General features: G+C 60.2%; 10 protein-coding genes and 2 pseudogenes. 6 read left to right on the top strand and 6 right to left on the bottom strand.

All coding sequences use genetic code 11. The annotated features are described in order from the left end of the window. Positions 1–24: 24 nt before the first annotated feature. The 4 genes from ACVWZP_RS10420 to ACVWZP_RS10405 all read left to right on the top strand — a co-directional run bounded on the left by ACVWZP_RS10420 (position 25) and on the right by ACVWZP_RS10405 (position 18,193). Positions 25–15,987, top strand: coding sequence for a hemagglutinin repeat-containing protein (locus ACVWZP_RS10420; RefSeq protein WP_457369723.1), 15,963 nt, complete (start codon positions 25–27; stop codon positions 15,985–15,987). Next, positions 15,987–16,454 (top strand): hypothetical protein, encoded by a 468-nt coding sequence (locus ACVWZP_RS10415; RefSeq protein WP_126588497.1) that lies wholly within the window; start codon positions 15,987–15,989, stop codon positions 16,452–16,454. Before ACVWZP_RS10420 ends, ACVWZP_RS10415 begins: the two co-directional genes overlap by 1 nt. 832 nt (positions 16,455–17,286) lie before the next feature. Beyond that, positions 17,287–17,661, top strand: a complete 375-nt coding sequence (locus ACVWZP_RS10410) for an endonuclease toxin domain-containing protein (protein ID WP_082107787.1) — start codon at positions 17,287–17,289, stop codon at positions 17,659–17,661. A gap of 1 nt (position 17,662) precedes the next feature. Beyond that, positions 17,663–18,193, top strand: a complete 531-nt coding sequence (locus tag ACVWZP_RS10405) for a contact-dependent growth inhibition system immunity protein (protein ID WP_046384108.1) — start codon at positions 17,663–17,665, stop codon at positions 18,191–18,193. Positions 18,194–18,251: 58 nt separating this feature from the next. Here ACVWZP_RS10405 and ACVWZP_RS10400 read toward each other — a convergent pair whose 3' ends face one another. After that, complete coding sequence (locus tag ACVWZP_RS10400; RefSeq protein ID WP_046384107.1) at positions 18,252–18,650, bottom strand: helix-turn-helix domain-containing protein; 399 nt, start codon at positions 18,648–18,650, stop codon at positions 18,252–18,254. Positions 18,651–18,713: 63 nt separating this feature from the next. On the opposite strand from ACVWZP_RS10400, the pseudogene ACVWZP_RS10395 reads away from it, so the two are divergent. Continuing rightward, positions 18,714–19,315 (top strand): annotated as a pseudogene (locus tag ACVWZP_RS10395) (transposase); the annotation flags it as partial. Positions 19,316–19,348: 33 nt separating this feature from the next. Further along, positions 19,349–19,516, top strand: a pseudogene (locus ACVWZP_RS10390) (methyl-accepting chemotaxis protein); the annotation flags it as partial. Positions 19,517–19,578: 62 nt separating this feature from the next. On the opposite strand, the gene tcuC reads toward ACVWZP_RS10390, so the two are convergent. From tcuC to ACVWZP_RS10365, 5 genes are all read right to left on the bottom strand, one after another. Next, positions 19,579–20,874: an MFS transporter gene (gene tcuC, locus ACVWZP_RS10385; protein ID WP_108525711.1), complete on the bottom strand. Its 1,296-nt coding sequence runs from the start codon at positions 20,872–20,874 to the stop codon at positions 19,579–19,581. Between the two features lie 50 nt (positions 20,875–20,924). Further along, the gene (gene tcuB / locus ACVWZP_RS10380; RefSeq protein ID WP_017846941.1) at positions 20,925–22,082 is read right to left on the bottom strand and encodes a tricarballylate utilization 4Fe-4S protein TcuB; all 1,158 of its coding nucleotides are present in this window, start codon (positions 22,080–22,082) and stop codon (positions 20,925–20,927) included. After that, a complete protein-coding gene (gene tcuA, locus ACVWZP_RS10375) occupies positions 22,069–23,520 on the bottom strand; it encodes an FAD-dependent tricarballylate dehydrogenase TcuA (RefSeq protein ID WP_457369722.1) in 1,452 nt (483 codons plus the stop codon). The genes tcuB and tcuA overlap by 14 nt, the downstream gene beginning before the upstream one ends. 171 nt (positions 23,521–23,691) lie before the next feature. After that, positions 23,692–24,627, bottom strand: coding sequence for a LysR family transcriptional regulator (locus tag ACVWZP_RS10370; protein WP_017846943.1), 936 nt, complete (start codon positions 24,625–24,627; stop codon positions 23,692–23,694). A gap of 175 nt (positions 24,628–24,802) precedes the next feature. Continuing rightward, positions 24,803–25,366, bottom strand: coding sequence for a cytochrome b (locus ACVWZP_RS10365; protein WP_046384104.1), 564 nt, complete (start codon positions 25,364–25,366; stop codon positions 24,803–24,805). Between the last annotated feature and the right edge of the window lie 36 nt (positions 25,367–25,402).

The raw sequence follows: 25,402 nt of genomic DNA, 5'->3' as shown, positions 1-25,402 counted from the left end.
CGCCTTTGTGCATCGAGACTTGACATGGACGTCCGCCAATTCGCCTTTCTTGCGCGCCAACCTTCTGCGGCCCTGAAAAACCGCACGTCGTTTCTGGGGCTGCCCAAGCGCGGGTTGGCGCTCATCCTGGTTAACGCCATGTTCTGGCAACCGTTGCTGGCACAGGCGGATGGCATCGTCGTCAATGCCCCCGGCACCACACTGGCGCAAGCGGGCAACGGCGTGCCCATCGTCAACATCGCGGCGCCGAATGCGGCGGGCTTGTCCCATAACCAGTTCCATGACTACAACGTCGGCGCGCAGGGCCTGATCCTCAACAACGCCACGGATCGCACCCAAAGTACGCAACTGGGCGGGATCATTGTCGGCAACCCCAATTTCACCGGGCAGGCCGCCAGCACCATCCTCAACGAAGTCAACGGCGGCAGCCCCAGCCAGTTGCGCGGCTACACCGAAGTGGCGGGGCAGGCGGCCCATGTGATTGTCGCCAACCCTTACGGTGTGAGCTGCAATGGCTGCGGCTTTATCAACACGCCGCAGGTGACGCTGACCACCGGCCAGGCCGTGATTGAAAACGGCAAGGTCAGCCGCTACCAGGTGGACCAGGGCGGTGTGTCGGTTGACGGCGACGGATTGAACGCGAGCAACGTGGGCCAGTTCGAAATCATCACCCGCGCCGCGCACATCAATGCGCAGATTCAGGCGCAAAAGCTGACCGTTGTTGCCGGTCGCAATGACGTGGACGCCAGCACCTTGAATGCCGCCGCACGGGCTGCGGACGGCAGTGCTGCACCGGCACTGGCTATCGATTCGTCGGCGCTGGGCGGGATGTACGCCGGCACGATCAGGCTGGTGGGCACTGAGGCGGGCGTGGGGGTAAAACTTGCCGGCAACATGGTGGCCGGTGGTGATATCCGGATCGACGCCAACGGGCACCTGAACCTGGGGCAAACCTCTGCCGGCAATGCACTGAATGTGACCGCCCAAAGCCTGGAAACCCAAGGCGCGGTATATGCCGGTACGGATCTGGCGATCAAGGCCCAGGGCGACCTGAGCAACACCAACAACCTGGCAGCCCGTGACAGCATCACGCTGGACAGCGGCGCTCGCCTGAGCAACAGCGGCATTATTGAAGCGGGCGTCAATGCCGACAACAGCCGCAATGCCAACGGCGATGTGCGCCTGACCGCGCAAACCCTCGACAACACCGGTAACACCATCATCGCCAGCCGTGACCTGACGGTGAATGCGGCTGCGCTGGTCAATCAGCACGGCACCCTCAGCGCCGGGCGTCAGGCGCAGGTCAGTGCCGATCAAGTCGATAACACGAATCAGGCTCGGATAATCAGCGCCGGCAGCCTGGGGCTGACGGCCAGCCAGTTGCTCAACAACACTGGTGGGCTGTTGAGCGGCACCGGCAATCTCAACGGCACGGTGGGCCAACTGCTCAACAACGCAGGCGAGCTGTCGAGTGTTGGCCAGGTCAGCTTGCAGGTTGCGTCTCTGGATAACGTTGCCGGCCTGGTGTCGGCCGGGCAGGTGTTGAGCCTCAACGCCAGCGGCGCGCTGAATAATCAGGGCGGGCGGATAGCGGCGGGGCAGGCGGTGCAACTCACCGCAGGCGCACTGGACAACAGCCAAAAGGGCGCGCTTACCAGCCAAGGCACGCTTGACCTTGCAAGCGGCCCGGTCAACAACAGTGCCGGCGGCCAAATCTCCAGTACCCAGGGGCTGCACGCAAACCTGGGTAGCCTTGACCAGCATGACGGCGGCCGTTTCTACAGCACCGCCGACATGAGCCTGAACCTCAACAGCGGCCTGCTGGACAACCGCAACGGGCTGCTCAACGCAAGCGGCCAGTTGACCCTCAAGGGTCTCAACACCGTTAACAACCATCAGGGCGAAATTTCCAGTGCACACGGCTTTTCGCTCGCCGCCAATAGCCTGGATAACGGCGCGGGCAAGCTGCTCAGCGATCAGGCCCTGACAGTGCAGATCGCTCAAGTGCTGAACAACGGTGCCGGGGTGATTTCTGCCAACGGTTTACAGGTCGCCGTCGGCAGCCTGGACAATACCGCCGGCCGGGTAGCCAGCCAGTCCGATGTGAGCCTTGACCTCAATCGTGGCCAACTCACCAACCTGGGCGGCGTGATCAACGCGCCGGGGCAGTTGCTGCTCAGTCATTTGAACGGCGTCGATAATCGCAACGGCGAGATCTCCAGTACCACCAGTTTCAGCCTGCTGGCCGACAACCTCGACAACAGCAACGGCAAACTCCTTAGCGCACAGGCGTTGACAGTGCACATTGCCCAGGCCCTGGAAAACGCCAAGGGGCTGGTGTCCGCACAGGCGCTGGAGGTGCATGGCGCCAGCCTCGGCAACGTCGGCGGCACCCTCAGTGCCACGGGCGGCTTGGCCGTGCAGGTCGACGGTGGGCTGGATAACCGCAACGGGCAGATCCTCGCGCACACGGCTTCGGTCACTGTGGGCGCCTTGGATAACCGTCAGGGCCAGGTGCAGGGTGACGCAAACCTGAGCCTTGTCGGCGCTGGAGCCATCGATAATCGCCAGGGCACCCTGGCGACCGGCCAGGCGTTCGACTTGAGCGCGGCGAGCCTGGATAACACCAATGGCAGCCTGACCAGCAACGGCCAACTGACGGCACAGATCGCCGGGCAACTGCTCAACCAGACTGGCCTGTTCGCCGCTACCGGCGACCTGCAACTGAGCGCCGCCAGCCTGGACAACCGGAGCCTGGGCCGCATCATCGGCAAGGCCAACACCCGCCTTGCCGTCGGCCAGTTGGACAACCGCGGCGGCGAAGTCTCCAGCGTTAACGACCTGAGCGTGACCGGTACCGGCGTCGACAACAGCCAGGGCGGTCACCTGCTGGCCGGCGGCGCGCTGCAACTGACGCTTGATCGCCTCGATAACCAGCTCAAGGGCATCCTCAGCGGGCAGCACACCGTCAGCATCAACGCGGGCAGCCTGGACAACAGTGGCCAGGGCAGCGTGTATGCCAAAGACGACCTGTCATTGCTGCTGCGCAATCAGTTCAATAACGGGCAGGGCGTGGTACGCAGCGACAGCCGCTTCAGCGCGCAAATGGGCAACCTGATCAACGATGGCGGGCGCATCAGCAGTGCCGGGCCATGGGCGCTCACCAGCCAGAGTGCGGTCAGCAACAAGGGCGGCGAACTGCTCAGCGCCGCCGGTTTGATGCTGACCAGCGCCAGTCTGGATAACAGTGTTGCCGGTCACCTTATCGGGGACGGCGCGGTGCGCGTCGTCACCGGTGCGTTGAACAACCAGGGCGGGCGGCTGACCAGCGCCGATCGCCTCGACCTCAGCGCCGCTCAGGTGGACAACAGCGGCGCCGGCCGCATCGCCAGCACTCAGGCGCTGAACGCCAGCGTTACCGGCCTGGACCAACACGCTGGCGGCCAGTTGTACAGCACCGCCAGCCTGACTCTGGACCTGAACCACGGGCTATTGAACAACGCCGGTGGCCTGATCCACGCCCCGGGCGCGTTGCTGCTGAACCATCTCGACAATGTGGATAACAGCGGCGGCGAAATCTCCAGCGCGCAGGCCTTTACCTTCGCCGCGCAGAACCTCGACAACAGCGCCGGCAAGCTGATCAGCGACCAGGCGCTGACCCTCACGGTCGCGCAGCTGCTGACCAACCTCAACGGTGAAATTTCGGCGGCTGGGCTCAAGGCGCAAGCGGGCACACTGGATAACACTCACGGCTTGCTGAGCAGTTCAACGGACCTGGGATTGACCGTGGCCGGCTACCTTGTCAACGACAACGGCGAGGTATCGAGCGCCGGTGCCAGCGTGGTCAATGCCGCGACGCTGAGCAATAAGCGCGGGCAAATGCTGGGCGATAACAGCCTTGACCTGAACGTCAGCGGGGCACTGGGTAACAATGGCGGCACTCTCGGCGCCGGCCAACGCTTGCAGGTCAAATCCGCCAGCCTCGACAACAGCCAGTCCGGCAGCCTGGTCAGCGACGGCAGCTTGAGTGCGACCGTTGACGGCCTGCTCGACAACCATGCGCAAGGCAGCGTGCAGGCCAAGGGCGCGGTGGACATCCAGTCCGCCAGCCTGGACAACCGCACCGGGGCGATTCGCACCAACGGGAATCTGAACCTGCACACGGGCCAGGTGGACAACCGCCAGGGCGTGATCAACAGCAAGCAGGCACTGGGCTTCGTGGGTCAGTCGCTGAATAACAGTAACGGCTTGACCAGCGCCACCGGCCCGGTGCAGTTGGCGTTCGATACCGTCAGCAACGACAAGGGACGTATCGCCAGCCAGGGCGATCTCGACGCAACTCTGGGAGCGCTGACTCAACAGGGTGGTGAGCTGGTGGCCCAGGGCAACCTGACGCTGAATGCCAACACCCTCGACAACCGCAACGGTGGGCTGGTTGCGGCTACAAAAGCGCTGAAACTCAGTATCGACAGCGTCGACAACCGCGTGGGGGAAATTTCCAGTCAGCAAAGTGTCTCGCTGAGCGGCCAATACCTGGATAACAGCGGCGGCAAGTTGCTCGCTGCAACTGCACTGGAACTGGCCGTTGCCCAGGTGATCAACCAGGCCAAAGGGCTGGTGTTCGCTCAAGACGCGCACCTGGTGGGCACGCGCCTGGACAACACCCAAGGCAGCGTGGCGGCCCAGCACTCGCTGGCCATTCAACTGGCTCCGGCCATGTTGCCGGGCGCCAGCCTGATCAACGCCGGCGGCACCCTCAGCAGCGAAGGCGGCCTGACGCTGCTCGGCCAACGCCTCGACAACACCGGCGGCAAGGTGTCCAGCGCCGGCCTGCTGAGCGTGACCAGCGCTGGCGACCTGTTGAACCTGGGCGGCACCTTCGACTCGGCGCAAGGCCTGGCACTTTCCAGTGCCAGCCTCGACAACAGCCAGCAAGGCCTGATCAAAAGTGACGGTGCCTCCAGCATCACCACCGGCCAGTTCAACAACGCCACGGGCGGGCAGCTCACCAGCACCGGCAAGCTCGACCTCACCGCGGCCCAGGTCAACAACGGCGGGCGTATCGCCAGCGCCGATGTGTTGAGCGCGAACGTCACCGGGCTGACCCAACAGAACGGCCAATTGTTCAGCAACACCCAACTGAACCTGAACCTCAACGGCGGCGACTTGAGCAACAGCGGCTTGATCAATGCGCCAATCCTGCTGCTGAGCAACCTGGGCAACCTCAGTAACCAGGGCGGCGAAATCTCCAGCCAGAATGCGTTTTCGCTGGCTGCGCGCAGCCTGGACAACAGCAACGGCAAACTCATCAGCAATCAGGCCCTGACCCTTGCTGCGGACCAGCAACTGGGTAACGTCAACGGCCATATCAGCGCCGTGGGTTTCACTGCGCGCAGCACGCAGCTGGATAACACCGACGGCATCATCAGCAGCCATGATGGCGTGGACATCAGTGCCCGTGACCTGCTCACCAACCTGCGCGGCAGCCTGGTCGGTGACGGCTCGCTGCTGCTGACCACCGCCAGCCTGGACAACCGCGCGGGGCAGGTCGCAGGCAAGGCTGACACAACGCTCAATGCCGGCGTGATCAACAACCAGAAAGGCCAGGTGATCAGCACCGATACCTTGCACCTGCGCGGTGCCAGCCTGGATAACCGCACCGGCCTGGTCGGCGCGACCAACGCGTTGAAACTGGATGTGGGCAGTGTCGACAACCGCGCGGGCGAGTTAAACGGCAGCGCCGATGTCAGCGTCAACGGTCAACAGCTGAACAACAGCGACGGCGGCAAGCTGTTCGCCGCCAACGCCCTGAGCCTTGTCGTTGACCAGTTGCTGAACCGTACCCTCGGCCAGCTCAACGGCCAACGTGTGACCCTCACCGGCTCAACGCTGGACAACAGCGGCGGCAAGGTTTTCAGCCAGCAACCGCTGGTGCTGAACCTCACCGGTGATGTGAACAACACCCAAGGCCTGTTGAGCAGCGAAAGCCAACTGACCCTCAATGCTGCCAACCTCATCAATGCCCAGGGCAGCGTTTCCAGCGCGCAAGACCTCACGCTGGGCCTCAGCGGCCAGGTCAACAACCTTGGCGGCGAACTGGTGACCGACGGCGCCCTGAACCTGCACAGTGCCGGGCTGGGTAACGGGCAAGGCAACATCAGCGGTAAAGGCGCGGTGGCGCTGGTCACGGGTGACCTGACAAACCAGAGCGGCAGCATCAGCAGCGGCGACACCCTGAGCCTCACCGCAGGCCAACTGAGCAACGGCGGCAGCATTGGCAGTCACAACGCGCTGACCGCCAGCGTGACCGGCCTGGACCAGCAAGGCGGCAAGCTGTTCAGCAACGGCGCCTTGACGCTCGATGTCAACAACGGCCTGTTGAGCAATACCGACGGCTTGATCAATTCGGCAGGCCTGCTGCAACTGAACCACCTCACAGACGTCACTAACCACAACGGTGAAATCTCCAGCGGCCAGGCGTTCACACTTGTCGCGCAGAACCTCGACAACAGCAACGGTAAGCTGCTGAGTAACCAATGGCTGACCCTGCGCGTCAACCAGGCCCTGAGCAACATCAAGGGCCTGATCGGCGCTGCCAGCCTCGACGCCCACGCCGCCTCGGTGGACAACAGCAACGGCACCCTGAACAGTCGGGGTGACCTGCAACTGACCAGTGATGGCCTGCTGAACAACACAGGCCTTGGCTTGATCCACAGCCAGGGCAACCTGAACCTCACGGCGGGCAGCCTGAATACTGGCAGCGGCGGTGAAGTGTCAGCGCTGGGCACTCTGGACCTGAGCACCAGCGCGTTGACCTCGGCGAACGGCAGGGTGACAGGTGAGCAACGCGTCACGCTGGACCTGAACAATGGTGACCTGGATAACCACGGCGGCCTGATCCTCGGCAAAGGCCCGCTGGCTATCAACCACCTGCGTGACCTCAACAACCAAGGGGGTGAAGTCTCCAGCCAGCAGAACCTGGTACTGGCCGCGCGTGCGCTGGACAACAGCGCCGGCAAGCTGATCAGCAGCCAGGCATTGACCCTGGGCGCCGCCAACCTGATCAATGCCAACGGCCTGGTGTCGGGCTGGCAGAGCCTCGGTTTTGCTGGCGGCAGCCTCGATAACCGCAACAACGGCACGTTTTCCAGCCGCAGCGGTGCGATGGCGGTGAACCTCACGGGGGCGCTGCTCAACAGTGGCGCCGGGGCGCTGGTCAGCCAGGGCCGCCTGGATATCAGTGCGGCCAGCCTCGACAACAGCGGCGGCGGGATTCTGTCCAGCGCCGCGGGGCAGGGCCTGACAGTCAGCGGCCTGCTCAACAACAGCGGCGGCGGTTTGATCGACAGTGGCGCGACCCTGGACGTGCAGGCGGCGACCCTGAGCAACGACGCCGGTGCGCTCAACGCGCAGCAAGCGCTGGCGGTCAATGCCAATGACCTGGGCAATGCGGCTGGCACCTTGGCCAGCAACGGCGCGATGACCCTGAACCTGCTGGGCAACCTCACCAACACCAACGGCAAACTGGCCAGCGCAGGCCCGTTGCTGTTGCAGCGCGCCGCCCAGGTCAACAATCAGGGTGGGCAGATTGTCAGCCAGAACCTGCTGAGCCTGTTTGCCGGTGCGATCGACAACAGCCAGCACGGCACCCTCGCAGGCACCGGCAGCGTGGCGATCAACGCCAGTGGCGCAGTGCAAAACAATGCCGACGGTTTGATCTACAGCCAGGGCGCCGACGTGCAATTGCAGGCCGCCGGGCTCGCCAACAGCCGCGGCGTGGTGCAGGGCCAGAACGGCCTGACCCTGAACATCAGCGGCGACGTGGATAACCAGAGCGGCAAACTCATCGCGCAAACCGGTGACCTGACGCTCAACGCCAACAACCTCGACAACCGTGGCGGCACATTCGCCAGCCTCAACGGTGCGTTGCAGGCCCAAATAGTGGGTGTGCTGCGCAACGGCTATGACCTGAACAACAACCGCCAGGGCGGCACGGTGCAGGGGCAGCGCCTCAACCTGCAGGCGGCGATGTTTGATAACTACGGCGGGCGCGTTTCCGCCCAGGGCGGCGATGCGCTCGTCACCACCGGCAATTTCGACAACCGCAACGGCGGGCTCTACGCGACGGGCCTGGTGAGCGTCAGCGGCAACGACTTTGATAACAGTGGCGATAACGACGGCCAGATCGCCGGCCAACAGATCGACCTGAGCCTGCGCGGCGCGCTGAATAACCGCCTGGGCGTCGTCGAAAGCCAATCCACCCTCAAGGTCAGCGCCGCCAGCCTCGACAACGGCAACGGCCGCTTGCGCGCCCTGGGTAATGCGGGCACCACCGAGTTCGCCATCGGCGGCCTGCTGGATAACACCAACGGTGTGCTCGAAACCGCCAACAGCAACCTGATACTGGGGGCCGGCAGCCTGCAGAACGTCGGCGGTAGCGTGCTGCACGTCGGCAATGGCAACTTCACGATCGCGCCGAGCAACCTCAACAGCGTGGGTGGCAGCCTGGTGACGCGTGGTGGCCTGACCATCGCCCAGGACACCTGGACCAACAGCAGCGTGATCCAGGCCGGGCGCCTGACGGTCAACGTCAATACCCTCAACCAGACCGCCGACGGCCAATTACTGGCAAGCAGTGCGTTGACCGGTACCGGTGAAAACTGGTCCACCAATGGCTTGATCGCCAGTGACGGCAGTCTCGACTTGCACCTGGGCGGCACGCTCAACGGCGCAGGGCGCATCACCAGTCAGGGCGACCTCAGTCTGAGCGCCGCGCAATTGAACCTGAGCAACACCGCCAGCGTGGCCGGCGGCGGCCTGACCAGCGCCAACATCACGGGCACCCTGAACAACGCCGGGCGGCTGACGTCCGCCAACGACCTGATCATCAATGCCGGCGCGATAAACAACACGGCAACCCTTGGCAGTGCTCAGAAGCTCACCGCCACCTCCGGCGCACTGCTCAATGACCATGGTCTGATTTTCAGCGGTGGCGACATGAGCCTGCGCGTCGACACGCTGACCAACAGCTACGCCGACGTCTACAGCCTGGGCAACCTGAGCATCGACCGCGACGGGCAGGGCGGCCTTGCCACGCAGATACTCAACAGTTCATCGAGCCTGCAAAGCGACGGCAATATGAGCCTTGCCGCCAGCACGATCCAGAACGTGCGTGCGGTGCTGACCACCAGCGCAGGCGGCATCTACACCGCCTCCATCACTGAATTCCCGTGCATCGAAGGCCCGAACTACGCGGGTGATTGCAGCGGCAAACAGAACCACTTGTGGCAAATCGATCAACGCGAAAAACTCGAAGTGACGGCCTCCAGCGCCGCCTCGAGCATCACCGCCGGGCAAAACCTCAGTATTGCCGGCGGCGATGTGGTCAATGCCAGTAGCACCATTGGCGCGGGTGGCAACCTCGGCGTTGTCGCCAACAACCTGACTAATAGTGGCGTTGAAACCGGCGAAACCGACACCTGGCGCCTGTTCGTGTCCGAGCGTACCCGGCATCCCGAGATGTGGTACGACGCGGCCGCCGCGTTCAATAACCGTTACTCCGTCGGCGGCGCTGCCTACAACGCCAGTGACCTGAGCGGCCTGGCCGGTGCCATGGCCGGGTTTATCGGTATCACCGAGGCTGAGCGCACGGTATTGCGCCGAGTCACCCAGATCAGTGCCGGTGACCAGACCTACGCGGGTGTGATTCAGGCGGGTGGCGCGGTTAACGTCAAGGCCCAGGCCAATATCGACAACAGCGTGGTACGCCCAGGCTTTACCTATGTAGGCGCAGGCGCCAAGACCGGCACCGGTGCGGCGGGTGCCAGCGGTGCGGGCACCTTCTCCACGCGCATTACCGTCAACGGGCAACTGCCGCCCGACCTGGCCCAACGGCAGATCAACCCCCTGACCTTGCCGGGCTTCAGCCTGCCCACCGGGCAAAACGGCCTGTTCCGCCTGAGCGGGCAGGGCAGCAGTGCCCCGGCGCAGGGTAACAATGCGCCGGGCTGGTCGGTGAGTGGCGCCAGTCTGCAACTTGACCAACATCAGATCACCGCACCCACCCATCAGGGCCGGGTGATACAGATAAATGCCCCGACTCAGGACGCCGCCGGCAGCCTTCAACTGAACTTGGCTACCCGCCAGGCCAGCGGCATCGGCGCCAGCAGCAGCGGTGTGGGGACCATTGGCGATGGCGGCGGCGCCAGCATCCAAACCCCTGGCCGCAGCAGCGCCGCCGATGCCAGCCAAGTGGTCGCAATCGGCACACAGAACGCCGGCGGTGGCGCGGCATCGTCTGCGGTCGTTGCATCCCACCCGAACCTGGACCTGCCGGCGCAAGCCACTGACCACGGCAGCACCGTGGTCGTGAACGCTCCGTCGATTCCCGGTGTGACCCCAGTGGCCCCGGCCGCAACCACCGGCGACAAACCGTCCCCGGTGGCCAGCCAGAGCATTGCTCGTGTGCAGGGCCTGCCGGGCACGCAGCCCGTGTCGCAGCCGCAGAAATACCTGATCGAAACCAACCCGGTGCTCACCGACCTCAAGCAGTTCATGAGCTCGGACTATCTACTCTCCGGCCTCGGCTACAACCCTGACGACAGCGCCAAGCGCCTCGGCGACGGCCTCTATGAGCAACGTCTGGTCGAACAAGCCGTGGTGGCCCGCACCGGCCAACGCTTCATCGACGGCCAGAACACCGACTCGGGCATGCTCAAGTACCTGATGGACAACGCCATCAGGAGCAAACAGCAACTCGGCCTGAGCGTGGGTGTGAGCCTCACCTCAGCCCAAGTCGCGGCGCTGACCCACGACATCGTCTGGCTTGAAGAAGAGCAAGTAAACGGCGAAAACGTCCTGGTGCCCGTGGTGTACCTGGCCCAGGCGAATAACCGCCTGGCCCCGGACGGCGCGTTGATCGCCGGTAACGACGTCAACCTGATCGCCGGCCAGAACCTGGACAACGTCGGCACCTTGCGGGCTAGCAATAACCTGTCGGCCCAGGCCGGCAACGACCTGACCAACAGCGGCCTGATCCAGGCCGGTAACCGCCTCAATCTGCTGGCCGGTAACACCATCGTCAACACCGCCGGCGGCATCATCGCCGGTCGCGACGTGAACCTGACCGTCACCCAAGGCGACATCCTCAACGAGCGCAGCGTCACCAGCCACGACAGCAGCAGCGGCTACCGCACCGAGCACACCGACTCCGTGGACAGTGCAGCGCGCATCGAAGCTGCGAACAACCTGAGCCTGCAAGCCGGCCGCGACGTAAACAGCGTGGGCGGCGTGATGAGCAGCGGCGCCGACACCACGCTCAAGGCCGGGCGCGACGTCAACCTGATCTCTGCCGAAGGGACCAACAGCAATACGGTGAGCGGGCTGTTCAAGAACAGCAGCGTGACCCAGTACGGCAGCCGCGTGGATGCCGGCGGTGATTTAAGGGTACAGGCGGGCCGGGACATCAGCGCGGTGGCGAGTGAGATCGATGCCAAGCGTGATGTGACGATGTCGGCGGTGGGCGATTTGTCACTGTCGTCGGCAGCAGACGAGTCCCATGCCTCGTTTACGTCGAAGAAGGTCAAGAGCAAAGAGGACCATGTGAGCCAGGTCTCCACCACGGTTAAAGCCGGTGGTGACGTGGCGCTGAGCGCCGGACAGGACCTGGCGTTGACGGCGAGCCGGGTGACGGCGGGGGATGAGGCGTATTTGTATGCCGGTAAAGACCTGAACCTGGCGGCGGCTGAAGACAGCGATTACTCGTATTACTCGAAAACGAAGAAGGGGTCGTGGGGTAAGAAAAGCTCGAAGATGAGCGAGAGCGAAAATGATGTGGCTGTCAGCTCGTCCGTTGATGCCGGGAAAAAAGTCTCACTTTCCGCAGGCCAGGACTTCAATGCCGAGGGTGCCAAGGTCAGCAGCGGCGATGCATTGCAGGTCAGTGCCGGGCATGACGTTAATTTGGACACGGCGGATAACTACACCAGCCAGGCTAATGCTTCGTCCAAGAAAGGCTTGTTTTCCAGCAAGAGCAGCAGCTCGTCGTCTAGCCAGTCAACGGTAACCAGCACCGAGTTGCAAGGCAACAGCATCACCGTGCAGGCCGATAATGACGTCACCATGAACGCCGCCGCGCTGAAAGCACAGCAGGCGGTAAAACTGAGTGCTGGCCGGGATATCGAGATCGGCACGGCTGAGCAGCAGCAAACGGCGAGTCAATCCAGCCAGTCCAGCAAGTTTGGGTTCAATATCGTCGCCGCGCCGTCGCTGACCCAAAAAGCCCAGTTGGGGCAACAGAGCGGCAGCCAGAGCATCGGTACCAGTATCAGTGCCGGTAGTCTGGATATTCAGAGCGGTCGCGATACCGCCGTACGTGGCAGCACGCTGGTGACGGACAACGGCCTGCGAATTGATGCCGGGCGCAATCTTGACGTCGTCAGTGCCGAAGACCAGAGCGCCTCCAGTAGCAAGTCCAGCAGCAAGAAAGTCGGTGAGATCGGTTCATGGTGGCAGGACGCGATGGGCGTCGCCCAGCTCAAAGACGCTGATAAAAACGCCAGCACCCGACAAGCTGGAAGCCAGGTCGCCTCCCTGGGGGGCGACGTAAGCCTGGCCGCGGGCGAGCATTACAATCAGGTTGCCAGCCAGGTCATCGCCCCTAAAGGCGATATCTCGATTACCGCCAAGGATGTTGATATCCAGGCTGGCTTCGACGTGCTGAATGCCAATCACACGGCAAGTGCCAGCCGTACCGCGATTGGCGGGAGCATCGATATCCCGTTGCTCGACGCTGCGCGCGGCGTTCAAGGGGCCGTCGAATCTGCGGGGAAAACATCCGATCCACGGATGCAAGGATTGGCAGCCGCCAACGCCGCAATGAGTGGCAAGAAAACCTACGACGCCGCGCAGGACGTGTTGAAAAATGGTGTCGGCTTCAAGGTCAGCGTCAGCCTGAGTAACAGTGAAAGCCACAGCGACAGTAGTCAATCCGGTCAGAACGTGGTGTCCAGCAGCTTGGCTGCTGGGGGAGACATTAATGTCACTGCCACGGGTGCAGGCAAAGACAGCACCCTCAATGTTGTGGGTAGCCGCATCGATGCCGGGCATGACGTCAATCTGAAAGCAGATGGCGACATCAATCTGTTATCGGCCCAAAACACCGCCGTGCAAAAGAGCACCAACGGCAACAGCGGTGGCAGTGTCGGCATCGGCTTAACAGTCGGCGGCACGCAGAACGGCCTCTCGCTGGACCTGGCTGCGAACAAAGGCATGGGCATGTCCGACGGGCATGACGTCACGCAGACCAATACCTCGATCAAAGCCGGCAACAAAGCCAGTCTCGACAGCGGCAACGATACCAACCTCAAGGGCGCAGTGGTGACTGCCAAGCAGGTACAGGCCGATGTCGGTGGCGACCTGAACCTGTCCAGTCTTCAGGACACCAGCAAGTTCAGCTCTAAACAAGTCGATGCAAGCGTCGGCGTCAGCATCTGCATTCCACCGTTCTGCTACGGCGTCAGCGGCACCGCGTCGTTCAACCAGCAGAAAATGAACAGCGACTACGCCAGTGTCAGCGAGCAAACCGGTATCAAGGCGGGGGATGGTGGCTTCCAGGTCGATGTAAAGGGCAATACCGACCTTAATGGCGCCATCATTGCCAGCTCGGATCAGGCGGTGAAAGACGGGAAAAATACGCTTTCCACCGGCACGCTCACCAGCTCCGACGTCAAGAACAAAGCCTCCTACGACGCCAGCAGCATTGGCCTGAGCGGGGGCATGGGCGAACACATCGGACGTGCTGCCGACGGCTCGCAAAAAGCCGGTGCGCCGGGCACTCCGGTGCCGAACAACGGCAAGGTCAGCGCCAACGCCCCGATTGCCTTGCTGGCCAGCGGCGATGCGAGCAGCGTCACTCAAAGCGGTATCAGCGGCGCGACGGTCAAGATCAATGATGACGCCAAGCAACAGGCGCTGACGGGGCAGACGGCTGCTGAAACAGTGGCTGCGATCAACACCGACGTGTCCAGTGATCGTGATGGCAGCAACAAGCTCAAGCCGATTTTCAACCCGCAGGAGATTCAGGCTGGGTTTGATATTACGGCGAAGTTTGTGCAGAACGTTGGCGTTTACCTGGAGGATCGGGCCAGTGAAGCGGATGCCAAGCTTAAACAGGCCGACAAAGAGCACGCGGATGCTAAAGATGAGACCTTAAGCTATGAAGATAGAGACGCTCATCTCAAGAAGGCCCAGTTGCTTGAGCAGCAGGCAAAGGACATTTCTAACAACTGGGGAGCAGGCGGAACCTATCGACAGATTGCAACGGCTTTAGTCGCCGGTGCTAGCGGTAACGTCACTGGCGGTAGTTCGCAGTTTGCTCAGAACATGTTTGTCAATTACGTCCAGCAGCAAGGGGCTGATTACATTGGCAAACTGGTCATCAATGGCCTGAAAGAAGGCAGCCCTGAACATGCGGGCTTGCACGCCATTCTGGGTTGTGCAGGTGCTGCTGCCAGTCAACAGAGTTGCTCTGCTGGCGCTTTGGGTGGTTCGGCCAGTAGTGTGTTGGCAGGACTCTTTAACGAAACCGATCCGAACGAAACCAAAGAAGAGCGTGAAGCCAAGCGCAACATCATTGCGTCTGTGGTGACCGGCATTGCTGCGATGAGCAATCCGAACGGCGCGGCGACAGCCACCAACGCTGCGATAGCAAACGTCGATAACAATTGGTTGGCGACCCAACAAATTGTTCAAATGACGAAAGAGCTTGCAGAAGCCAAAAGCACGCCTGAAGTCGTGGCGGTCTTCGGGAAATGGTTAGCCATTTCCGGCAATCAAGACTTGATTACAGGAACTGCGTTATTTAATAGCTTCAAAGACAGCATGGCGGGCTCGGGTGTAGACGTCCTTAACAGCGCGGTTGGGGTGCTACGGGATCCCGTTGCAACTGTTGACGCTATGCGCGAGTTTGCAGAGTCAGCTGATGGTAAAAAGCTGCTGGGTGCCGCTGCCGATACCTTTAAATCGCAGATTAGTCAGATTCGTGAAGCCCTCGTTGTGGGTGGCGATGAAAATGCCGAAAACCTCGGCAAGCAGCTAGGTGAGGCCGTCGCGCTATATGCCCAACTGATTGCTACCGGTGGTGCGGGAGGTGCTGCAAAGGAATCTTGGTTGCTCTCTAAAGCCGGTGTCGAGGTCACCAGCAGCGGAATCAAAGAGATCGCTGCTGGTGTCAAAGCGACTGGGGGAATCGAGGCGAAGCTGGCTAAACTTGAGAAGATTGGGCCGGATCCAGATGTGCCATCTGTCGCTCCAGTAGAATCACCGAATCATGTGTTGGTGGACAGCGCTAAATACGTTAAGAGTTCCACTATTGAAGCCAACACTACGGTGCAGCTCACTGAAAGCGTGCGCCTCAAGGATGATAGCGTTATTCCAAAGGGCAGTATTGTCACGGTTAGTGATGATGCGATGAAGGTTGTTTACCCAGATGGGACGAGTGAGCTAGTCTCCTACTCGAAGGTAACCACAAAACCTTTGGAACTGCCTGGTCCAAAAGCTACTGGTGGCGCTGCCGGAAAGGGAGACGAGTTTATCCCTCCAGGAATGGATCGCCCATTCCGTCCTGTTAACCCAGAGTTTCCGCCGAGCAAGTCTGTTGTCGATGCAATGGAGAGCCCGCAAATTAAAAACATGGTGGGTTGTTCAGGAGCAGATTGTTCAGATATTGCAAGCAAATTGTTTGATGCTTCTGGTGGTAAAGGAAAGATTATTGAAGTTCGTCCGTCGAAAGCTGGCGATTTAAATGTTTATGAGAATGGAATTAAAGAGCCGGGTCAGTTTTATCACCAAGTCTATACTGATGGTCGATATGTTTATGACCCACGGCTATCGTCCAACCCTATCCCCAAAGGGGACTGGGAGCAGCATATTAAAAATATCAACCCAGGTGGGATATCGATCTCTGATAAGCTGAAGGGGTTAAAGTAATGGGTGTGACTAGGGTTTTAGATTCGGAAGGTGAGCTGCTAAATATTCTTCATGACTTGAGTGCACTTGAGTGGAGGAAATACAGGCAACGCAATCCAGAGGTCTGGATGGGTGATCATTTTGAAAGAGAGGACCGCTCAAGATTCCCTCCATATATAGCTTTTCGATTTAAAAAAGAAAATGAATATGTTATCTCTACTTTGAAGGAGGTGGTTGGTTCTTATATAGGCTTGATTTCTTGGGTGCTGATAGGTTGTGAGCGTTATGCGTCCTCTGGCATGAATTGGGTAGTTGAGCCTGTATATATTAAGGAGGTAGAGGCTAAAGCCCAGTCTTTAGGGCTCTCTTCTGAAAGCTATCTTGCTAAGTATGAACCTGAGTTTGGCTCTATTGCCTTTGAAGACTTGGCTGGGTTGACTGAATATATTCGTAAAAAATTCTCAGAGTTGAATATCTCCAGCCAATAAACTGTAGAGGTCTTGGCTTGATTTGGCACTTTCGACACCGGCCTTGCGCCGGTATTTTTGCATACTATCTGAATACTATCTGCAGTCAAGCAACGGCGAAAAATACAGGCACGCTATGGATGTATACATCCGGTGCCAAAGGGGAGCCCTTTGAATCCCGAAAAGCCGCCTCTACGAGTCGAGTGATAAATCTGAGTGAACCGTCGGACAGGAAATGTTTTGTGGCCACCGCCTGCACGCAGTCGGTGTCCCCAAAAACCTGATCAGGGCTGCGCCCCGATACCCCGCTGGAGTAGCGTATTTCAGAAGTTCGAGTTTTCCTCGATTAGTGCGAGTTAGATCAATTTAGAGAAATTTAGAGAAATTTAGAGCGACTTAGAGCGATTTAAAGAGATTTGTCTCGAGCACAGAGCCTGCGGCTAATTTGGTGAGGCACGTTACCGACTGTTTACAAATGAGCTGCGCCATTCGTAACCAGTCGACCGTACCAAAGGGGAAACCCCTTTGAACCCCGAAGCCTAACGCGCTGCGCTTGTTGGCCCCTGGCGGTCCGATGGCTTCGCCACCGAACCGCCAGGGGCTTTTTGTCAGCGGCTGATTTGGGTCGTCCAGGGTGTGCTGTGACGGGCTCAAAACCCGCGTCGGGGTGGTTTTGTTCAGCGACCGCGAATCAGCTAGGCCGACCGGCTCGCAGGCCGCGTCCTGTCTGGCGTTGCGCGTGTAGACAACGAAATTCGCGTCGGGTGATACTGTTGGTGCAAAAGCAACTGGCGGGGCGGTAGACCGTGCTACTACTGGGATTGAGTGGGGCAAGGGTATTCAAGGTCAAGGAATGCCTTGGGAGGATTACCTTGGGACGCAACTGCCAGCAGGCTCTCGACTACCGCCTAACTTCAAGACGTTTGACTTTTTTGACGAAACCACTGGTATAGCGACCAGCGCCAAAACACTTGATACGACGACTGCTGCCAAACTTGCTAATCCGAGCCAAGTATATTCATCGCTCAAAGGAAATATTGATGCCGCTGCTAATTTTTCTGAATCTGGCTTGAAGGGTGTGACAGTTACTTCAAGTCAAATTACCGCTCGCGAATTACAAGTTGCCATTCCTGAAGCCACGACTAGCGCTCAATGGGAACAAATCAATAGAGCCATTGAATATGGTCAGAGCAAAGGCATTACGGTAAAAATTACCAAGGTGAATTAAGATGAACGATGTCGTGAAAACAGCCTGGGCGGATGCAGGAGTCAATAAGGAATTTATTTACGTTAAAACTTATTCTGGCTATCGGAGTAGTCGAGCTGATCCACAGGGTGTCGAGCATCACGCCAGCCCTGAAATCAGTGATCAAGAGTTAGGTGTTGTGGTATTGGATGCGTTGGCCCATAGCCGATTTGTGCTTCCCGAGCCGCGTAAGGATGTTTGGATTCATCCTGAAGCTACTTTTGATATGGAACTCTACGACTACAACCTGACCAATCAACGATATGATCAATGGGTTGGCAACACTTTGGAGCGCTATGGCTACAAGACCAAGCGTGCTTTATTTAAAGATATGAAAAAATGCAGTATCGAAAGTAAGAGTGATCAGATCACTATTCGCCCCAGCCATCACGAAAAGCTAGAAGCCTGGAGTGGTAAGGGACTAAGTGAGAGTGACTATGTCATTATCCCCAGCGGTAGTAGTCCTTCCGATGTAGGTGCGGCCTTACGCTTGGCTTTTAGTCGGTGCACCTAATGTGTAGAGGTTTCGAGTTGATCTGACACCGGCCTCGTGCCGGTGTTGTTTTATCTGCTTACTGCAAAACCTCCCGTCCTTCGCTGCTCGCTTTAGTCGTGGCCTGAGCGATCAGGGCATCGAGCATCTGCGCCACAAATTTCTGCTGGCTCTTAGGTAGCTGGTCGATGGCTTCCAGTTGCTGTTGCCATTTCGGAGCAGGGCCACGCTTACGCACAGTGGTTTCCTGCTGCTGACCAAACAGTTCTTCGAGTGTGGTCGAAAGCAGCCGGGCCAGCTCTGGCAACGCCGCTACCTGGATACGCCGCTTGCCGGACTCATAGGCTTGGATAGTCTGCGGAGACACGCCCAGCCGTTCAGCCAGTTGGGTTTGGGTGATGCCGTGTTCTTTGCGCAGGCGGGCAATGCGTTCGCCCAGGGTAATGAAAAAATCACGTTCTTCGCTGGTGATGCTCATAGCTGTCGTCGACGAGATCTGTAATAGGACAGCTATTAACGTACTCCCGTGGAAAAGGGGACAGATTTATTTATAGAATTGAAAAAGTCCAAGCAGCGGCCTTCCTGGATGAGTCAGCGCTGTTACGACGATGCGCCAGAGACACTGACAGTACCTGAACTGAAAACCGGCGGAAAAAACCTGGTGACGCCCTTGAGCTGTCCGCAGCAAGTACCGAAAGCAGCTCTCGAATCGCTGTATAAGGGCCGATGGCATGTTGAGCTGGATCTACGCAATCTCAAGACAACGTTGAGACTTGAAATGCTGAGCTGCAAGACACCTGGCATGGCCGTCAAAGAGCTATGGATTTATCTGCTGGCGCACAATCTGATTCGGATGATCATGGCCCAATCCGCTCTGTTAGCGGATTGTTTACCGCGAGAACTGAGCTTCAAGCATGTCTTCAGCTGTGCCTTGCGTTGAGGCTGTATGGGGCTGGCGAATACGGCGATGAGTTGTTGAGTCTGCTCGAGTTGATTGCTTGCAAACGTGTTGGAAACCGGCCTGGCAGGATGGAGCCTCGTGCTTTAAAACGAAGATCCAAGCCTTACCCCATGCTGATGCAAGCACGTCGATCGGCAAGGGCTGAGGTGCGGAGAAATGGGCACCCGAAGACGGTTAAGTAAGTGCCATTCGAAGCTGAGCCCTATTTTACGGTCGAACTGATCGCCACGATCAATGCAATGAACGCGCAAATCGCGAGTGCCGCGGAGGTGCAAACCGCGGTGGCTGAAGAGATCAACCGCGGAGTGCATCAGATCGCACGCGCGATCGACGCGGTTGCCAACCAGTCCAGACCGTCGACGAGTTGTATGCGATCGGCAGCCGCCTGCAAGGCTTGCTGGGGCAATTCAAAATCTGAGGCTGCCCTGCAGGGATACCGCGCTTATCAGGCGTTGACCGTCACCGCGTTTTGCTTGCGATACAAGATCGTCGTCGCCGTGAACCCGCACAACGCCGCAAACATCAGCCAGTAGGCCGGTGATGCCTTATCGCCGGTTACTTGCACCAAAAGGGTGGATACGGCGGGTGTAAAGCCGCCAAACACTGCAGTCGCCAAGCTGAACGCCAGGGAGAACCCGACGACCCTGACGTTCTGTGGCATCACCTCAGTCAGCGCGGCGACCATTGCGCCGTTGTAAATGCCAAAGAAGAACGAGAAGTACAGCAGCACGCTGAGGAGTCGTTCGAAGCTGGCCGCGGCGGCCAGCCAATGCATGGCGGGGTAAGCGGTGCATAGGCACAACAAAGAGATCGCCAGCAATAACGGGCGCCGGCCGATACGGTCGGAGAGTGTGCCGCCGATGGGCAACCAAATGAAGTTGCTCAGGCCGACGAAGAGCGTGACCACCAGGCTGTCGGTGGTGCTCAGGTTCAGTACCGAACGGCCGAAAGTCGGGGTGTAGACGGTGATCAGGTAGAACGTGGTGGTGGTCATCGACGCCAACAGACCGCCAGCCAGTACCGTGCGCCAGTTGTCGCGCATTGAGCGGAACACTTCATTGGCCGTTGGGTGATGCTTGCGTGCTTTGAACGCCTCGGTTTCCTGCAACGAACGGCGAATGATGAAGATGAACGGGATGATCACGCAGCCGATAAAGAACGGGATGCGCCAGCCCCAGGCAGCTACCTCGGCGGCTGCCATGGACGCGTTGATCGTGTAACCCAGCGCTGCCGCAAGAATGATCGCCACTTGTTGGCTGGCCGATTGCCAACTGGTGTAGAACCCGCAGCGGCCCGGCGTGGCGATTTCAGCCAGGTACACCGAAACGCCCCCCATCTCCGCCCCGGCGGAGAAGCCCTGCAACAGTCGTCCCATCAACACCAATACCGGTGCTGCCACTCCGATGCTGGCGTAACCGGGCACGAGCGCAATCAATACCGTCCCGGCCGCCATGATCGACAGCGTTACGATCAGGCCCTTGCGCCGTCCCACCTTGTCGATGTACGCCCCCAGCACGATAGCGCCCAGCGGACGCATCAGGAACCCGGAGCCGAATACGGCGAAGGTCATCATCAGCGAAGCGAAGTCGCTGGTGGCAGGAAAGAACGTCTGGGAGATGTAGGTCGCGTAGAACCCGAACAGAAAGAAGTCGAACTGTTCGAGAAAGTTGCCGCTGGTGACCCGCAGGATGGCGCCCAGTTTCGAACCCTTGGACGGGGTGTTTTGTGTTGTTGTTTTCATTATGGCTACCGTGGTGATCAATCTTGTTTTTGGAATGACGGTCTTGACGATCAGTCGCTTGCGGCGTTGATGGGGTTGGGTTGACGTTTTTCGATGGAGTATTTGAGCAGCGCGGCGCTGCGGAAGATGCCGTGGGCGAATTTGCTGTAGGGCATGGTCAGGAAAAAAGCCATGACCAGGCCGAGATGGATCGCCAGCAACAGGCCCAGGGCCATGCTTTCGCGAAACGCCAGGAGTGCCAGGCCGCTGGCGCTGACGAGAAACAACAGTGCGATGAAGCCGCGATCCATGGGCTTCTGCTGTTCATCGCCGTGTTCGGCGTTGCGCCGCAGGTTCAACCACAAGAGCCCCGCCGGGCCGACCAGCAACCCGAACCCGCCGACGATGCCGAGCATCACCGGCACGCTCAAGACGGGGTAGGGCGCCGACCAGCCCAGCAGGAAATGGTAGAGCGTGGCCACGCCGGTGGCGGCGAAGCACAGCATGAAGCCGTAGAAGGTGAAGTGATGGAAGCGCCGCCGCCACAAGGTGAATCGATCATCGGCGTTATTGCAGCCCTCGCCGTGGCCACCATCCAGGTACTTGAGCGTGGCCACATTGGCGCTCGCTTCCAGGGCCGCCGATGTTGTTTGCTCGCGGGAGGCCTCGACCGGCGAGACATTGCGCCAAAAGCGCCGCACGCCGATCGCCAATGCAAGCACCGCGAAACCAAACACTGCGCCGAACATCAGCGCCAGCGTGTTATGCGGGAAGATCCCGTAGAAATTCCCCCCGGGCATTGCCGTGAACAGATTGCCCATCATCATCAACGTCAGGCAGAGGAACAGCGCCAGCCCCGCGCCGGATGCCAGCGCCAGGGTCAGCCCGTTGCGCCGGTATAACGTGCCCATCGCTTGCGGCCAGGCGTACTCGGCATACGTGTCGAGGCGGACTTTGGCCATGGCCTTGGGCACATTGATCGCAAATTCATGCGGTGCGGCGTACTGGCAAGCATGCAGGCACGCGCCGCAGTTATGGCAAAGGTTCGCCAGGTAATGGATGTCCGCCTGAGAAAATTCCAGGCGTCGGGTCATGGCCGGGAATACCGCGCAGAAGCCCTCGCAATAACGGCAGGCATTGCAGACCGTCATTTGTCGCTGGACTTCGCTTTCATCAAGGTTGAGGACGGGAATCAGCGTGCCCGGCGCCTTGGGATCAAACAGCTGCATGTTGCGGCTCCTGGGATGAACGGGTGATGAAACCGGCCGCGGCGGCGGCTTGCACGCCGGCAATGCGACCGAATGCGGTGCCGATGGCCATGCCGATGCCGGCGGTGTAGCCCTTGCCCAATACGTTGCCAGCCATCATTTCTCCGGCGACGAACAGGTTCGGGCTCGCCTGGCCATTGAAGCGAACGGCGGCGGTAGCGTCGGTGGCGAGGCCTAAATAGGTGAAGGTCACGCCCGGCTTGAGCGGGTAGGCGCAGAAGGGGGGCTTGACCAATGGGCGGGCCCAATGGGTTTTGGCGGGCGTCAAACCTTCGGTGCGGCAATCGTCCAGGGCGGTGTGGTCGAACGTACCGACGCGGCAGGCCGCGTTGTAGGCCTGGATGGTGCTGACAAATGGCGTCACCGGGAGCTTCAGCTGGCGCGCCAGGTCTTCCAGCGAGTTGGCTTTGGTGCCCGGAAACACCGGCGGCATGAACCGACCGATGGCCTGTTGGTCGATGATCGAGTAGGCCTGTTGACCGGGCTGCCCCGCGACCAGGCGCCCCCAGATCGCATAGCGCTTGGGCCAGAAATCCTCGCCCTCGTCATAGAAGCGCTCGCCGTCGCGATTGACCACCACGCCCAGCGATACACAATCGATACGCGTGCAGATGCCGCCGTCATATAACGGTGCGCGGGCGTCGATGGCCACCATGTGCGCCTGGGTCGGGTCGCCGATAAAATCGGCGCCCAGTTGCTGCATGCGCCGCAGCAGTACGCCGGTATTGAAGCGTGTGCCGCGAATCAGAAAGTTGTCCGAAGGCCACTCGCCGCGCTCGTTTTGCCCCCACGCTTCACGCAGCCATTCGCGGTTGGATTCGAACCCGCCCGCCGCCAGCACGCACGTCCTGGCCTGGATACGTTCGGCGGGCAGACGTTGCCCTTCGGCATCGCGCGCGCTCAGGTGGGCCGCGACAAATGTTCCCCCGTTCAATTCGATGTCGGTCACTTGCGCGTTGTAGCGGATGTTCACGCCCAACCGCTCGGCGCTGCGGTAATACGCATTCACCAACGCCTTGCCGCCGCCCATGAAAAACGCGTTGGTGCGCGCGACATGCAGCGCGCCGGACAACGACGGCTGAAAATGCACGCCATGGGCGCGCATCCAGTCACGGCAGTTCGATGAGGCGCGGATGACCAGACGAGCGAGCTTCTCGTTGGTCATCCCGCCGGTGACTTTCAGCAGATCCTGCCAATACTCCTCTTCGGGGTAGGCCTCGACCAATACATCCTGGGGCGCGTCGTGCATGCAGCGCAGGTTGCGGGTGTGTTGCGAGTTGCCGCCGCGCCAGGCTTTGGGCGCGCCTTCAAGCAACATCACGCTGGCGCCGGCCTCTCGGGCCATTAACGCCGCGCACAAGGCGGCATTGCCGCCGCCAATGACTAATACGTCGATCATCATCACTCCTCGATCGCGAGGAGGCGTGAACGAAGGGCTCCTCGCGAGTGGCGAGACCTTAGGGCAGCGAGCGTTGGGTCGAAAGGCGCGTTAGTGGTTGGGGTGTTTAGTTTTCGTAAAGGCTTTGCGGGTTGCCGCTGGCCCTGAAGCGCGGGCGAGGGCGGCTGGAGATCAGGGCGTGATGTCTTCGATCCACGAGGCGCCCGGCCATTGATGATCGATCACCAACTGCCGCGCCACATCGGTGATGACCAGCCGCGCCGCGAGTGCCGCGGGCGCCAGCTCATCATCCGGCAGTGTCGCCAACAGGTTTCGCCGGCCGACATGAGCATCGGCGATTTCCACCACCGAAAGCCCCGACTCGCCTTTAAGCGCCACCGCCGCGCCGGGCTGGATGGTGGCCGCGTGGCCGGCGCGTACAGCGTTCATCAACACGGCCAGGCCATCCACCTCCATGATGATGTTGGGCGTCAACCCCGACCGCTCGAACGCCGCCATCAGCGTTGAGCGCAAACCGTGTTGCGCACTCGGCATCACCAGTGGCAGTTGCCCCAGGTCCGCCATTTGCACAGAGCTTCCTTGCGGGGCATCCGGCAAGTGCGGCGAGCAGATGACAAACAGTTTCTCGTCAAGCAGCGGCGTCACGCTCCAGCGCTTGCCCCCTTCAAGTTGAAATAAAATGGCCAGATCGATCTGCCGGGCATTGAGTTGCGTGGCCAGATGCCCGGACAGCATCTCGATCAGGTGCAACTGAATATCCGGATACCGCGCGCGCATCGCATTGATCAAGGGCAGGGCAAGCACCGTGGCCGTGGTGGGCGGCAAGCCCACGGTGACATACCCGCTCATCCGCCCACGGTGTGCCGCCAGGATCGCATTCTCGGCTTGCCTCAAGCACAACTGCGCATGGTGCAGGAACGCCATGCCGGCCGGGGTCGGTGTGACGCCGGTGGTCGTGCGGTTCAGCAGGCGGGTCGAGAGTTCGCTTTCGAGTTTGGCGATCTGCTGGCTCAGCGCCGACACGCCCACGTCCAGCTCAAGGGCTGCGCGGCCCAGGCTGCCGTGTTCGACAATGTTGACGAAATAGCGCAGTTGTCTTAATTCCACGCGTTACTGCTCCACTTCAAATGGGTACCTGCCTGTGTAACGGTGGGTCGGGGAACGTCAGCCACCACGCACCGAGCGGGCGAGGCGGCGCGTGGTCAGCCTGAGAGGTAACGCGTCGGCAGTCAACTTCCAGCGTTGGGTTCGCTGCTGGCCGGCGTTGTTGGCGTGCGCCAATTCATAACATGCGGCGCAGCACGTCGCTACGAGGGTCTTTGTCGTAGAAGCGGTGCTTGAGCGCACCGGCGATGTGCAACAGGATCAGCCCGAGCAAGGTATACGCAAGTACCTTGTGCAGCCACTGGAAGACGACGAACCAGTCGTCATTTTTCGCCAGCAGCTCCGGCAGGTTGATCCCGAAAAAGAACACCCCGTCGCTCATCGTGTAGGTGCTCGACATCGAGTAACCCATCAGCGGCACGATCACGAGCAGCGCATACATCACGCGTTGCGCCAGTCTCGACACAAACCGCTCATGCTTCGCCAGCGTTCCCGGCGGCTGTGGCAGCCTGGGGCTGTGCAACCGCAGGGCGATCTGAACCAGCACCACCAGGAACGTCAGCACCCCGAAGGACTTGTGCCAGGGGTAATAGAGCTCGAACTTGCTTGCCACTTCGTCAGGCATGCCGGTCATATGCCAGCCGGCCCAGAGCAGGCCGGCGACGAGTGCGGCGCGCAGCCAATGCAACATGCGCAGGGACGTCGGATACCGATCGGTGCTCTGTTCGTCAGTCGGGTTCATCGTGGTCTCTCCATGGGTATCAAAGGCCTCAGCGGC

The organism is Pseudomonas sp. TE36184 (genome assembly GCF_054060055.1).
The sequence above is the reverse complement of the archived record's forward strand: the minus strand, read 5'-3'. Positions and strand labels throughout refer to the sequence as shown.

Coding starts and splice junctions, on each gene's coding strand:
- ACVWZP_RS10420 (WP_457369723.1), top strand. CDS start 25: ATGGACGTCCGCCAATTCGCCTTTCTTGCGCGCCAACCTTCTGCGGCC.
- ACVWZP_RS10415 (WP_126588497.1), top strand. CDS start 15,987: ATGGGTGTGACTAGGGTTTTAGATTCGGAAGGTGAGCTGCTAAATATT.
- ACVWZP_RS10410 (WP_082107787.1), top strand. CDS start 17,287: ATGCCTTGGGAGGATTACCTTGGGACGCAACTGCCAGCAGGCTCTCGA.
- ACVWZP_RS10405 (WP_046384108.1), top strand. CDS start 17,663: ATGAACGATGTCGTGAAAACAGCCTGGGCGGATGCAGGAGTCAATAAG.
- ACVWZP_RS10400 (WP_046384107.1), bottom strand. CDS start 18,650: ATGAGCATCACCAGCGAAGAACGTGATTTTTTCATTACCCTGGGCGAA.
- tcuC (WP_108525711.1), bottom strand. CDS start 20,874: ATGAAAACAACAACACAAAACACCCCGTCCAAGGGTTCGAAACTGGGC.
- tcuB (WP_017846941.1), bottom strand. CDS start 22,082: ATGCAGCTGTTTGATCCCAAGGCGCCGGGCACGCTGATTCCCGTCCTC.
- tcuA (WP_457369722.1), bottom strand. CDS start 23,520: ATGATCGACGTATTAGTCATTGGCGGCGGCAATGCCGCCTTGTGCGCG.
- ACVWZP_RS10365 (WP_046384104.1), bottom strand. CDS start 25,366: ATGAACCCGACTGACGAACAGAGCACCGATCGGTATCCGACGTCCCTG.